This is a genomic window from Flavobacterium sp. BFFFF1 (genome assembly GCF_002256285.1).
Classification (GTDB): Bacteria; Bacteroidota; Bacteroidia; order Flavobacteriales; family Flavobacteriaceae; genus Flavobacterium.
Map to the genome: position 1 here is coordinate 19,892 of NZ_NKJE01000030.1, position 12,522 is coordinate 32,413.

Genomic DNA, 12,522 nt, shown 5'->3' on the forward strand with positions numbered 1-12,522 from the left:
CTTAGCCGCTGCGGCGAGTATCAGGCTTGTGCTCGAACAAAAATCCTTCATTTATTGTGGGTACGAGCGAGACGCTCGCACGAGCGATGTGAATTGATGTGTTGGTGTTGGTTTACGGACACGTTGTACTCCAAACGTAAACGGTAAGGGATTGTCATTCCGACGCAGGAGGACTAGAGGGCTCTGCCCGACTGGCAAAGCAATCTTCGTTTGCAGCGCATTCATCCAATCGCAATAGCCGTGTGACAAGCGTAGCGTGAAGATGCGCCTGTGGGATCCCTCCTGCGTCAGGATGACAATGGCCACACCGGCGCGCGGAAGATAAATTGATGTTTCGGGGTCGGTTTACGGGCATGTTGTACTCCAAACGCAAACGGTACGGGATTGTCATTCCGACGCAGGAGCAATCTTCGTTTGCAGCGCATTCATCCAATCGCAATAGCCGTAGTTGCTTTTCTTATAAAATGTAAGGGTTTTTTAATAACTTCGTTTTGGCTCCGTTTTGTTTGGCCTGTGGCCTCGTGTGAGGTGGAGAAGCGTCCCGGCGCTTCGGGAGGCGAAAAAGGCCGCCGGAGTTTGTGTGCAAGCTCCGTGTCATGCCAGGTAAATTGAAATTCTAAAGATTATGGAAATACGAGGCGCATCCGTGGTAATCAGTCATCATATACTGGATGGGAAGCAAGATTTATATGAGGATTGGCTGCATGAAATTGAGCCGATATGTAGAAAGTCTGTTGTGCATATTGATTGGCAAATTATTCGACCTATTCCGAACCTGACATTTAATTATACTGTAATTATCAGATATGATACGGTTGAAAACCTGAAAACCTGGATGGAATCGGATACGAGAAAAAAACTCATTGATAAAGCCAAACCATTTTTTGCAAGGGACGATCATTATGCTATCAGATCAGGTTTGGATTTTCTATTTCAGGCAGAGGATCAACCAGTGAAAAGTCCCGTTAGATGGAAACAATATTTAGTGACATGGTCAGCGATTTTTCCTTTGTCAATGCTCATTCCATTGGGGGTTATCCCTGTATTAAACCTATTCAACATTCCAGAAAACAAGGTTATTCATTCGTTTTTTGTGTCAGGTGTCGTTGTTTTTATTATGATTTATCTACTGATGCCAAGGTACACGAAACTCATAAAAAATTGGCTTTACAAATGAATTGAGGCATCGCCTCACACGTTGGCGTCGCGCTGTTTGCTCACAGAACTTGTTGCTACCTATTACATAGGGAAAGTTCGCGAAGGTGGTGGTTTTCTGGTAAAATGTAAGTGCTTTTTTAATAACTTCGTTTGGTCCACGCCGAGAATACTCGGTTCTAAATGCAGTAAACTGGCGTGAAAGCGCCGGGCGTGCGTGGCCATTTTAAACTCCCCGGTTGTAACAAACTGTTTTTTCTAAAGACTAGTTAAAGAAAAAGAACGTATGGAAACGAACAGAAGGCTTTGGCTTAAAAAAATTGGAATTGGAGTGGCTGGAATTGGGCTTATCAATTTTAATTCATTTGCTGCTCCTCCAGTAACGGAAGATTTGGTTGATCGTTTTGAGAATGATGCTGAACTAATTTTTTTACGCTCAAATGAAAACCCCTATGGTCCGTCTCCATTGGCCAGGAAAGTATTTGCAGACCATGCGAATAGGAGTAACCGATATCATTGGGATGTCGCAACACAACTGATTGCTGCGCTTGCAAAAAAGAATAGTGTTCAAGACGAAAACATATTGTTGGGCGCTGGTTCGACTGAAATTTTAGATCTGGTGGCAAAATTTGCCTCATTAAACAAAGGATCCGAATCGAAGGAGACTGGCAACGCAAATTATGTAATTGCAGACCCAAGTTATGATTATTGGACCGTTACATTGGATTATTTAGGATTGGCTAAAAATAAAGTACCACTTACAACCGGCAAGAAAATTAATTTGCAAACTATGCTGGAGGCTGTAAACCAAGATACGAAGCTTGTTTATATCTGTAATCCAAATAACCCTACTGGAACACTTTGTGAAAGAGAAGCGTTAGTGGAATTTGTAACCAAGATTTCACAAAATACAATTGTATTAATTGATGAGGCCTATTTGGAGTTTACTACACAGCAATCCCTTAGCAATATGGTCAATGAGCATAAAAATATTATTATCGCCAAAACATTTTCCAAAATATATGGTTTGGCTGGAGCACGGATTGGGTATGCCATTGCGAACAAAACGGTCATTGATGATTTGGCAAATTTGCAATCCAATACCAATAATAGTGTAAGTGTATTATCAAAACTTGCGGCTATAGCTTCGTTGAAAGATGATGAATTTGTTTCCAATTGCTACCTGCTCAATGAGAATGTAAGACAATATACTATGCGCGAGCTTATAAAATTAAATTGTGAGTGCATTGCTTCCGATACGAATTTTATCTATTTTTCACTTTCAAAATACAACAAGGACTATTTCAAGCAATTGGCAAACAATAACATTCAGGGAGGAAGAATATATGAAGAACAAGGTAAATGGACGAGGATTACAGTGGGTGAAATGGGCGAAATGAAAAAATTTATTAAAGCCTTACAATACGCTGCCGCCATCCACCGCTAGCCGTCATTGCGGGATATCGGCAGCCGGAAATTTTTAGTTCCCGAAGAAATCCCCTTCCTACGCTCGCCCCCACATGTTAAATATCATATTTTGCGTACATTTGAGCGTCAGCGGTCATTGTTCAGAAAAACTAAAAAGTCTGCAAAATGAAAGAAGAGAAAATACAAACACTTCATCCACAACCTGGTAAAACAAACAAAAATATTTCGTTAGGGAAATACACCGTCATCAAAGAAAATATTTTGTTGATTTTAAAAGATAGCGAGCCTACCCATACGGAACTTATGGAAAATTTATACAGCAGGTTAAAAGACACTTTTGAAGGTGGCGTTCAATGGTATGGAGAAACGGTTAAACTGGATCTTGAAGCGCGAAAGATGATTGAGCGCACCAAGATTAAACCTGAAAAATATAAACTAATTGCAACGGGCGCCAGCCGGTAGCGGACATTTAACGTAACCGACCGGCATCATGAAAACATTAAAATATGAAACAAGTACTTAAACTTATCATTATTGTTTTAATATGTATTCCTGTTTTTGCCTACTCGCAAACCAATAACAATTATATCACTGTTGGTTATTCAAGTATTTGTTGTGGACCGCCATCTGAAAAGCCTGTCACTGATTTCGTGAAAAATTTTGAGGAGCAAAATAAATTGAAACCATTCGAGATTTTTGTAGAAGGAGGTTTGGGAAAAGAAGGCGAATACGCTTTCTATATTGGAACTGATAATCTGGATGTCAAATTGTTAGAATCTTTCTGGAATGGAATAAAAGTCGTGGTTTCTAACCAAAATAAACAACGTTCTGAGCATCATGATGGGTATGTAAATTTGGATGATAAGCTTGCCACTAATTCCACTATGAAAAGCAAAAAGTTACAATTAATAACCCTATAGTTAAAAAAAATAAAATTAAAAAACGTGCGGGTGCTGATTTAGATGTAGCATGTAGTTTAGAGACAAGTTCACTAGCAATTTTTTTGCTTCACGCCTTTTGTTTATTGATTCTATATTCTTTTCCCCACTCCGCCATTGATAACATTATGGGCGACAACGTGAGACCAAACTCGGTTAAAGTGTACTCAACCTTTGGTGGGATTTCAGCATAAATTTTCCTGTTTATTAACCCATCATCTTCTAATTCCCTCAACTGCTGCGTAAGCATTGATTGCGTGATTCCCTTTACACTTCGCTTCAACTCCCCAAACCTTGCAGGAGCGGTATGATAGATGGCGTTAATTAAAATTGCTTCCATTTTCCACCTAAAACCTGCATTGTTGCCGTTACCGGGCAAGATTTCTCATCAAAAACAATTTTTTTTTCGTCTATAACTTCCTGATTATCTATAATAGTATTGTTTTTCATACTTACACATTTTAAATGTCCTACTTGTGGGAATAAATTTAACTCTGAATATTTGTACTGCAAAACTAAATAAAAAATTAAAATCAAATCAAAATGGAAAAATTTATGTTTTTATTCAGAGGCGGAGAAACTCACGTCCACGTTGCCAAAGATTCAAAAGAAGCTAAGGCATACATTCAATCATGGATGACCTGGATGCAAGGTCTTGGTCAGAAAGGGATCCTTGCAGGGGGAGAACCTCTTCAAACCACTGGCAAGCAGGTGAACGGAAAAAATAAAGTCGTGACGGATGGTCCTTTTATAGAAGCCGAAGAAATGGTCGGTGGTTACCTCATCGTTAATGCAAATGACATTGACGAGGCAGTAGCGATTGCAAAGGGGTGTCCTATTTTTGAAGAGAACGGAAAAGTAGAAGTTCGCCCCGTTCAGAAATTGGAAAATTAATGTCCGACTCATTACCTGTTCAAATTGTGAAACAAATCGGATCAGGTAAAATTGTGCTGAATCCTTAACAACTAAAAAACAACACAAATAAACTTTAATAAATATGGTAAATACTCTAAATTGGTTTGAAATACCAGCTACAGATTTCGAAAGAGCAAAGGCATTTTATGCTACAGTGTTAGATGCTCCAATTCATGCGGATCCTAATCCTCATATGCAATATGCCTATTTGCCGTCTGATCCACAACAAGGCGGATTTGGCGGCGCAATTGCCTGCGGTGAAAATTTTGTTCCTGCAATAACCGGTACTACGGTTTACTTAGATGGCGGAAATGACCTTTCCGTTCCGTTAGGCAGGGTAGAACGAGCCGGCGGAACAGTTATTCTGCCGAAAACTTCAATTGGGAACAACGGCTTTATTGCCCTTTTTATCGATACAGAAGGGAACAGGGTAGGGTTCCATTCTATGGGTTAATACAGTATTCGTCCGTATCTTTGTACCATAGCGGATAGAAATGTCGTCTTGATATTTCTATCCGCTTTGCGCCTTAACCAGCTGCGTTTGTGTCACTATCGGGGTTTACATGCCAGCGCTCCTTATATGCCTTTCTCCTGCCTGCCACATTACAGAAGCTCATTGTGAAGAAGCTTTTAACCTCCAGCTGTTGCGAGCGTAACGCTCGTGAACGAACGTAAAATCCGTCATCCTTTGCATACGGGCGTGATGCGGGTAGCAGCGGTGGAAAAGTTCGATCGGGAGCTGCTTTCCTTATAAAATGTAAACGATTTTTTCCATACAATTTGAGGTTCCGGCCAACGCCTGGTTCGTGCCTGTACTCACAATACTTCATTTATTGCTGGCACGAGCGGGACGCTTGAAGCAACCAACGGGGCATTTGGGAATCTAACGACAGATAAACAAACCAAAAATGCAGAATATCCTATTAGACTTTATTTCAAAATACATTTCCCTGACCGATGATGAGAAGCAAGCCATACTTGCATTAGACATATTCCACTCCTTTAAGAAAGGGACAATTTTACTTAAAGAAGGACAGAAATCAAAAGACTCCTATTTCGTCTTAAAAGGATGCATCAGGAAATATTACATGATCGACGGTAAAGAGCGCACTACTGCCTTTTTTACTGAAATGGAAGAACTGACACCACATTGTGTAAAAAATAATGCTCCGTCAGAATATCTTATAAGTTGTGTGGAAGATACGATAGTAACAATTGCAACCCCGGAAATGGAGGTTGAAATGCTTGCTAAATTTCCAAAATTTGAAAAAATGTGCCGGCTATTGTCGGAAGAATTGTTGGCCAAACAACAATTTAATTTCGACGAATTTAAGATTTCTTCCCCTGAACAACGATACTTAAATCTACTACAGAACAGGCCGGATTTAATCCAACGTGTTCCACAACACCAACTGGCCAGTTATTTAGGGATAAAGCCGCAATCATTGAGCAGGTTAAGGGCAAGGATCATAGAAAAAAACAAAGGGTAAGGTTCATTTCTTAACTTAAGTGAACGAATTGAGGGTACTGTGCAATCTACTTTTGCAGCATTATTGAAATTAAAAAAGATATGCGAAAGAAAACTTTATCGATTGCACTGGTCGCATTAGCGGCGTTTAGTATGCAAATGAATGCACAGGATGTCAAACAGGATACTACTTACAGGAAATGGTATATTGGGAGTTCACTCCTGATGTTGGGAAATTTTGACAGGGCAAATAGCCCTGAATATGTCCAACTTAACGTTGGCTATAGGATAACGCGTAAAGATGTTATTTCAATCGAGTTTAAGCGATCCATTTATTCTTTCCCGATAGGGATTCCGTTTGGATCTTCATCATTTGATAAACCTGGAGAAAACTATCCCGGACATGCGCGCATACTTGCGCCTACACTAGGGTATCAACATTTTTGGTGGAAAGGAATCTATACCTCGGTTTATGCCTTAAATGCTTTTGAGAAATACCTGGATGAGCATAACGAAAAGATTGGAAATGGATACACGTTGTATTTAAACTTCCATTTAGGCTACCAGTTTAAGTTTCTTAAAAACCGGTTCTTTTTCGAACCCGCTATTGGATGTAGTTATTGGCCTATAAGAAATAATGTTCCGGAATCTTTTAGATTGGTGGAGGAAAAATGGCCGAACTATTTTATTCAGCCGGGGCTTCATTTTGGCTATAACTTTTAGCAATCTTGTGTACTGGTAAAGCACTACTGAAGCCCATTCGACATCACTTCCGCTTGCGATTTGTGGCCTGACAGAGCAGGGGGCGCGGCATGCTTGTTTCTTGTGCGTACGGGTGATATGCACCCAGCGGCGGGAATTTGTACTGTACCCTTCAACATCAATACATTTCCGGCGAATCCTGTAATATTTCCGCGTACCGATTTTGGAAATTTACGTCACAATAATCTAAAAAATATTTGTTATGGAAACCAACAAAACAATCGACGCGCTGAATAACCTCGTCGAAATCAACAACGACCGCGTGGAAGGGTATGAAACGGCTTTAAAGGAAACGGATGCTGCCGACCTTAAAACCTTGTTTAAAAACCTGATTGGCACCAGTCAGAACAACCTCAATGCATTGAGCGAAGAAGTACTCAGGCTGGGCGGCGAGCCTACGGCAAGCACCCGCATCACCGGAAAGTTCTTCCGTGCCTGGATGGACGTGAAAGCTGCCCTTACCGGCAATGACCGCCACCAGATCCTGGCTTCGTGCGAGTTCGGCGAAGACAAAGCCCTCGAAGCGTATGAAGAAGCGTTGAAAGACAGCAGTAAATTCTCCCCGGAGCAGGTCACGATGATCCGCGAACAGCAAACGAGGCTGCGCGCCGACCATGACCGCGTCAGGTCACTCCGCGACGCTGCCGCATAAACAAACAAAAGCCCCGATTATCGGGGCTTTTTTAATAACTGTACATTTTTATTTTCAGGTTTCCGCGGGCGTTTGCGTGCGCGATGATCTCGTCAAAAAATTCGTGTTCCTTAAAAACCTTTGTAAAGAACTTTATCTCAAATTCCTGAAAAGCTTCGTCTTTGTATGTCACGATGGTCTTTCTCGCCAAGTTCAATATCCTGAATTCGCGGATGAACGACAGCAGGTTTGCCTTTTGCTCAAGCTTGACGATCGTCGTGAGCGGAATCTCGTCGGTGTAGCCCAATAGGTTTTTAAACACAATCGCGTCCTCTCTTAGGAATGCCGTGCATCGGCGCAGGAACTCCATAAACGCGAAATACAGCAGCAGGCCATCTACAATCGAGGGATATATTGACATCGGGTAATAGTCTTTGGTCACATAGCCCGCAAGGCCTTCCAGCGCAACAGGCACCGCAATAAGCAGGTATTTGGTGTAATGTAGATTAGCCCCCTTTGCCAATCCCCTGAATACAAAAAACATACCGCCTGCAATGACCACTGGGATCCACAGGAAGATCATATAATCTTTCCTGATAAAATCGATCCCGCTATAATGGTCAGAGAAACAACTGTAGCTGATGTAAATGCAGGATAGGTATAAGATCAGGCAAGGGAACAGGTAAGTGGTCTTACTGGAAAGATTCATCTGTAGTATTTGGGTTTAGATTTTACAGCGGTTAAAGTATTAAAAATAAATCGATACTAATAAAAAACGTCCTGGATATTTTCAGGACGTGTTCATTTTAGGGGTATCACCATAGCTTGCTATTTCCACCCGCCGCCAAGGTCGCGGTACAGCGACACCACCGACATCAGTTGCGCTTTCTTCGTATCGATCAGCTCGAGTTTCGACTCCAGTGCATCGCGTTGTGTCATCAGCACCTCAAAATAATCGACCCGCGCTGAGCGGAACAAATCATTCGACACTGAAATGGACGTATTCAGCGCGTCCACCTGCTGCGCTTTCAACGCATAGCTTTTTGACAGGTTGTCGCTGTTCGATAGCTGGTTTACCACCTCGGTATACGCATTCAGGATCGTGCGCTCGTAGTTGTACAGCGCCTGTAGCTGCCGCGCATTGGCACTCTGGAATGCCGCCTTGATCGCATTGCGGTTTACCAGCGGCGCCACCAAATCGCCCGCCAGCGAATACAACAGCGACTCAGGTGTCCGGAACAGGTACGACGTCTTAAATGCCTGGTAGCCGATTCCCGCCGAGATTCCTAATGACGGATAGAATTCCGCACGCGCCACTTTTACATCGAGCTTCGCGGCAGCCAGGTCAAGCTCTGCCTGCTTGATATCGGGACGGTTCGCCAGCAGCTGCGACGGCACGCCGGAGCTCACGATCGCAGGCGCCATACCAAGCAGGTCATCGGTGCTGCGGTCTACATGCTGCGGGTAACGCCCGAGCAGTTGGTTTATTTTGTTCTCTGTTTCCGTGACTTGTTGCGCCAGGTCAAACTGCAGGCTTTGCGACTTCAGGACCTCGGCCTGGAATTTCTGCACGGCGAGTTCAGTAGTTTTCGCGGCTTCTTTTTGCACCTTTACCACCTCGAGCGCGTTTTGCTGCAATTCGATATTCTGTTTAACGATGGCCAATTGGTTGTCCAGCGCCAGCAGTTCGTAGTACGAATTTGCCACCTCGGCAATCAGGTTTGTCATCACAAAATCCTTGCCTTCAACCGAAGACAGGTAACGCGCCACGGCTGCTTTTTTCGCGGAGCGCAGTTTCTTCCACACGTCGACTTCCCAGTTCGCGTAGGCGCCAATGGTAAAGTCGGTCAGCGGGTCCGGCATTTCAACGCCGGGTGCAATCTCCGTACTCGCATCACCGGCACCCTGGCTGGTGTAGCGTCCCACTTTTTCGACGCCTGCTCCGGCCCTGATGCCGACGGTCGGCAGGAGTTCCCCTTTGCGGGTGCGGATCTCGTTTTTGGCAATTGCGATTTCCTGCAGCGTGATGTTCAGCTCCTGGTTGTTTTGCAGCGCGACGTCAATCAGGCTGGCCAGTTTTGGGTCGGTAAAGAACTGACGCCACTTTACTGTTGCGGTGTTCGTCGTGTCGGTCGACGTGTTGAAAGAACCCGGAACAGTGGGGTTCGATGCCGTAGATGTGGCAACAGCCGGCGCCTTACATTCCGTGAGCATCAGGCAGCCGCCCAATGCCATCACATACAGCTTGCATTTCGTTTTATACATTGTGGTCAATTTCTTCAGTTAATGGATTCTCCTCTTCGTCTTTAATCATGATATTCCGCTCCGAGATTTTCGCAAACAGGTAGTACAGCCCCGGGATTACAATCACCCCGCACACCGTACCGATCAGCATCCCGCCAGCGGCCGCCGATCCGATCGTGCGGTTTCCGGTAGCGCCTGGGCCAGTGGCAAACACGAGCGGAATCAGCCCGGCAATAAACGCAAACGATGTCATCAGGATTGGCCGGAACCGTATTGCGGCACCTTCTACCGCGGCTTGGAGTACGGTATCGCCCGCACGGTGCCTTTGTACCGCAAACTCAACGATCAGAACAGCGTTTTTACCCAACAGCCCGATCAGCATGACCATTGCCACCTGCGCGTAAATATTGTTCTCCAACCCAAAAAGCTGCAGCAGCAAAAATGCCCCGAAGATTCCGGCTGGTAGCGAAAGGATCACCGCAAAAGGCAGTATAAAACTTTCATACTGCGCGGCCAGGATCAGGTAGACAAACGCAAGGCAGATCAGGAAGATGTAGATCGCCTCGTTGCCACGCGCGACTTCATCCGCAGAGATACCCGCCCAGTCAATCCCGAAACCACGTGGCAGGCTCGTCTTTGCGACCTCGGCCACGGCCTTTAGCGCCGCACCGCTACTGTAGCCCGGGGCGGCGGCACCACTGATTTCAGAGGCGTTGTACATGTTGTGTCGCGTGATCTCCGACAATCCGTATACCTTTTCGAGTTTCATAAATGCTGAAAACGGCACCATTTCGTCCTTGTCATTCTTTACATACAACTTCAGGATGTCCTCCGGCATCGCGCGGTACTGCGGCAGCGCTTGCACCATCACTTTATACTGCCGGTCATATTTGATAAAGCTTGTCTCATAGTTACTACCGACCAGTGTCGACAGCGTATTCATCGCGTTGTCAATGCTGACGCCTTTTTGCTGTGCGATATCATTATCAATCTTAAGCATATACTGCGGGAAGCTCGCGCTGTAAAACGAAAACACAGAAGCGAGTTCCGGCCTTTTGCTGAGCGCTTTCACAAAGTCATTGCTGACGGTTTCCATCTTTTTGTAATCACCCGATCCCGCCTTGTCGAGCAATCGCAGCTCAAAGCCGCCCGCGGCCCCATAACCTGGTACGGCAGGTGGTTGGAAAAACTCGATCGTGGCACCTTTGATGTCACGTGATTTTTCCTCGAGTTCTTCCATCACCTCCGCCGCCGAATGTTTGCGGTCGTCCCAGTTCTTCAGGTTGATGAGGCAGGTGCCTGAATTTGATCCGGTACCTTCCGTAAGGATTTCATAGCCCGCAAGCGACGACACCGATTGCACGCCTTCGACATGCTGCGCAATGCGTTGCAGTTCGCCCGCGACCTCATTCGTACGTTCGAGCGTAGCACCCGGAGGCGTCTGGATCACGGCATAAAACATTCCCTGGTCCTCATTTGGGATAAAGCCGGAAGGGAGGCTGTTGTTCAGTAACCCAATCCCCGCGCAGAATGCGAGCAGCAGGATAAATGTCACCGACCGCTTGTTGACGATTTTTCCCAGCAGCCCTGCATAGCGGCCGCACAGGCGGTTGAACCAGTTGTTGAAGCCGTCGAGGAAACGGTTTAAAGGTGTTTGTTTGCGTGGTTTGCCGTGGTTGTTTTTCAGCATCATCGCACACAGCGCAGGCGTCAGCGTTAATGCTACCACGCCGGAGAGTACAATTGCCGTCGCCATCGTAATCGAGAACTGTCGGTAGAAAATCCCGACAGGCCCGGACATGAACGCGACCGGGATAAACACTGCCGCCATTACAAATGTAATCGCGATAATGGCCCCGCTGATCTCGTGCATCGCCTCCTGCGTTGCCAGCAAAGGGGAGAGGTGCTTTTCCTCCATTTTCGCATGCACCGCCTCGACGACGACAATTGCGTTGTCTACCACAATTCCAATCGCAAGTACCAGCGCAAACAATGAAATCAGGTTTAACGTAATGCCAAACATCTGCATCACCATAAACGTACCCACGAGCGATACGGGCACCGCAATCGCAGGGATTAGCGTCGAACGCCAGTCGCCCAGGAACAGGAATACTACCAGTCCGACAAGGATAAATGCCTCGGCGAGTGTATGAATTACCTTTTCAATTGACGCATCGAGGAAATGCGACACATCGTAACTGATTTCGTAGTCGATTCCCTTAGGGAAAGAACTTTGCTTGATCTCCGCGAGCTTTGCCTTCACATCCTTGATCACCTGGCTTGCATTACTGCCGTAGGACTGCTTTAGTACAATCGCCGCGGAAGGTTTTCCATTCAGGTTGGAGTAAATGTCATAAAAAGAACTCCCGAATTCCACGTTTGCTACATCTTTGAGGCGTAGGATTTCACCATCGGGGCTCGACCGCAGGACAATGTTCTCATAGCCTTCCTTTGTTGTGAACCTTCCTGGATATTTCAACACATATTCAAATGCTTCTGAGCGCTTTCCGGAGCTTTCGCCGGTCTTGCCCGGCGAGGCCTCGAGGCTCTGCTCGTCGAGCGCCTTCATGACCTCGTCTGCCGAAATCTTATAGGCGGTCATCCGGTCGGGTTTCAGCCAGATCCGCATCGCATACTCGCGGTTTCCAAGGATGTCCGCATCGCCCACACCGTCAACGCGGCGGAGTTCAGAAAGCACGTTGATGTCGGCGAAGTTGTACAGGAATTTCTCATCCATCTTCGGGTCTTTGCTGTAGAGGTTGATGTACAACAGCATGTTCGACTCCTCACGCGTAATCTTAACCCCTTCGCGTACGACCAGCGGCGGCAGTTTATTGACCACGGAAGCCACACGGTTTTGCACGTTTATGGACGCCTGGTTTGGGTCAGTACCCAGGTTAAACACCACCTGGATCGAAGCTTCCCCGTCGTTTCCGGCATCTGAGGCCATGTATTTCATTCCGGGTTCACCATTAATGGCA

14 protein-coding genes are annotated in these 12,522 nt (G+C 45.5%); 9 read left to right on the top strand and 5 right to left on the bottom strand.

Annotation, left to right across the window (positions count from 1 at the left end; genetic code table 11):
- Positions 1–625 precede the first annotated feature (625 nt).
- The 4 genes from CFE23_RS14345 (at position 626) to CFE23_RS14360 (ending at position 3,503) form a co-directional block, all read left to right on the top strand.
- The gene (locus CFE23_RS14345) at positions 626–1,177 is read left to right on the top strand and encodes an antibiotic biosynthesis monooxygenase (RefSeq protein ID WP_291089353.1); all 552 of its coding nucleotides are present in this window, start codon (positions 626–628) and stop codon (positions 1,175–1,177) included.
- A gap of 264 nt (positions 1,178–1,441) precedes the next feature.
- Entirely contained in the window at positions 1,442–2,602 is a 1,161-nt protein-coding gene (locus CFE23_RS14350) for an aminotransferase class I/II-fold pyridoxal phosphate-dependent enzyme (RefSeq protein ID WP_291089355.1), read from the top strand.
- Between the two features lie 146 nt (positions 2,603–2,748).
- Complete coding sequence (locus tag CFE23_RS14355; RefSeq protein WP_291089358.1) at positions 2,749–3,045, top strand: hypothetical protein; 297 nt, start codon at positions 2,749–2,751, stop codon at positions 3,043–3,045.
- Between the two features lie 44 nt (positions 3,046–3,089).
- Entirely contained in the window at positions 3,090–3,503 is a 414-nt protein-coding gene (locus CFE23_RS14360; RefSeq protein ID WP_291089361.1) for a hypothetical protein, read from the top strand.
- Positions 3,504–3,591: 88 nt separating this feature from the next.
- Here CFE23_RS14360 and CFE23_RS16605 read toward each other — a convergent pair whose 3' ends face one another.
- Both CFE23_RS16605 and CFE23_RS14365 read right to left on the bottom strand, forming a co-directional pair.
- Positions 3,592–3,861: a winged helix-turn-helix transcriptional regulator gene (locus tag CFE23_RS16605; RefSeq protein ID WP_363331613.1), complete on the bottom strand. Its 270-nt coding sequence runs from the start codon at positions 3,859–3,861 to the stop codon at positions 3,592–3,594.
- Positions 3,846–3,971: a hypothetical protein gene (locus tag CFE23_RS14365; RefSeq protein WP_291089364.1), complete on the bottom strand. Its 126-nt coding sequence runs from the start codon at positions 3,969–3,971 to the stop codon at positions 3,846–3,848. The genes CFE23_RS16605 and CFE23_RS14365 overlap by 16 nt, the downstream gene beginning before the upstream one ends.
- 93 nt (positions 3,972–4,064) lie before the next feature.
- On the opposite strand from CFE23_RS14365, the gene CFE23_RS14370 reads away from it, so the two are divergent.
- The 5 genes from CFE23_RS14370 (at position 4,065) to CFE23_RS14390 (ending at position 7,318) form a co-directional block, all read left to right on the top strand.
- A complete protein-coding gene (locus tag CFE23_RS14370; protein ID WP_291089367.1) occupies positions 4,065–4,415 on the top strand; it encodes a YciI family protein in 351 nt (116 codons plus the stop codon).
- Positions 4,416–4,518: 103 nt separating this feature from the next.
- Positions 4,519–4,890 (top strand): VOC family protein, encoded by a 372-nt coding sequence (locus tag CFE23_RS14375; protein WP_291089370.1) that lies wholly within the window; start codon positions 4,519–4,521, stop codon positions 4,888–4,890.
- Between the two features lie 454 nt (positions 4,891–5,344).
- Positions 5,345–5,926, top strand: coding sequence for a Crp/Fnr family transcriptional regulator (locus CFE23_RS14380; RefSeq protein WP_291089373.1), 582 nt, complete (start codon positions 5,345–5,347; stop codon positions 5,924–5,926).
- Positions 5,927–6,006: 80 nt separating this feature from the next.
- Positions 6,007–6,627: a hypothetical protein gene (locus CFE23_RS14385; protein WP_291089376.1), complete on the top strand. Its 621-nt coding sequence runs from the start codon at positions 6,007–6,009 to the stop codon at positions 6,625–6,627.
- 241 nt (positions 6,628–6,868) lie between these two features.
- The gene (locus CFE23_RS14390; protein ID WP_291089379.1) at positions 6,869–7,318 is read left to right on the top strand and encodes a PA2169 family four-helix-bundle protein; all 450 of its coding nucleotides are present in this window, start codon (positions 6,869–6,871) and stop codon (positions 7,316–7,318) included.
- A 31-nt stretch (positions 7,319–7,349) separates the two neighbouring features.
- Here CFE23_RS14390 and CFE23_RS14395 read toward each other — a convergent pair whose 3' ends face one another.
- The 3 genes from CFE23_RS14395 to CFE23_RS14405 form a co-directional block, all read right to left on the bottom strand.
- The gene (locus CFE23_RS14395; protein ID WP_291089382.1) at positions 7,350–8,006 is read right to left on the bottom strand and encodes a hypothetical protein; all 657 of its coding nucleotides are present in this window, start codon (positions 8,004–8,006) and stop codon (positions 7,350–7,352) included.
- A 119-nt stretch (positions 8,007–8,125) separates the two neighbouring features.
- On the bottom strand, positions 8,126–9,562 hold the full coding sequence (locus tag CFE23_RS14400) for a TolC family protein (RefSeq protein ID WP_291089384.1): 1,437 nt from the start codon (positions 9,560–9,562) through the stop codon (positions 8,126–8,128).
- Positions 9,555–12,522, bottom strand: a 2,968-nt coding sequence (locus tag CFE23_RS14405) for an efflux RND transporter permease subunit (RefSeq protein WP_291089387.1), incomplete at its 5' end; no start/stop codon positions are given. The genes CFE23_RS14400 and CFE23_RS14405, both read right to left, overlap by 8 nt.

Excerpts from the sequence above, each read along its gene's own strand:
- CFE23_RS14345 (WP_291089353.1), top strand. The coding sequence starts at position 626 with ATGGAAATACGAGGCGCATCCGTGGTAATCAGTCATCATATACTGGAT.
- CFE23_RS14350 (WP_291089355.1), top strand. The coding sequence starts at position 1,442 with ATGGAAACGAACAGAAGGCTTTGGCTTAAAAAAATTGGAATTGGAGTG.
- CFE23_RS14355 (WP_291089358.1), top strand. The coding sequence starts at position 2,749 with ATGAAAGAAGAGAAAATACAAACACTTCATCCACAACCTGGTAAAACA.
- CFE23_RS14360 (WP_291089361.1), top strand. The coding sequence starts at position 3,090 with ATGAAACAAGTACTTAAACTTATCATTATTGTTTTAATATGTATTCCT.
- CFE23_RS16605 (WP_363331613.1), bottom strand. The coding sequence starts at position 3,861 with ATGGAAGCAATTTTAATTAACGCCATCTATCATACCGCTCCTGCAAGG.
- CFE23_RS14365 (WP_291089364.1), bottom strand. The coding sequence starts at position 3,971 with ATGAAAAACAATACTATTATAGATAATCAGGAAGTTATAGACGAAAAA.
- CFE23_RS14370 (WP_291089367.1), top strand. The coding sequence starts at position 4,065 with ATGGAAAAATTTATGTTTTTATTCAGAGGCGGAGAAACTCACGTCCAC.
- CFE23_RS14375 (WP_291089370.1), top strand. The coding sequence starts at position 4,519 with ATGGTAAATACTCTAAATTGGTTTGAAATACCAGCTACAGATTTCGAA.
- CFE23_RS14380 (WP_291089373.1), top strand. The coding sequence starts at position 5,345 with ATGCAGAATATCCTATTAGACTTTATTTCAAAATACATTTCCCTGACC.
- CFE23_RS14385 (WP_291089376.1), top strand. The coding sequence starts at position 6,007 with ATGCGAAAGAAAACTTTATCGATTGCACTGGTCGCATTAGCGGCGTTT.
- CFE23_RS14390 (WP_291089379.1), top strand. The coding sequence starts at position 6,869 with ATGGAAACCAACAAAACAATCGACGCGCTGAATAACCTCGTCGAAATC.
- CFE23_RS14395 (WP_291089382.1), bottom strand. The coding sequence starts at position 8,006 with ATGAATCTTTCCAGTAAGACCACTTACCTGTTCCCTTGCCTGATCTTA.
- CFE23_RS14400 (WP_291089384.1), bottom strand. The coding sequence starts at position 9,562 with ATGTATAAAACGAAATGCAAGCTGTATGTGATGGCATTGGGCGGCTGC.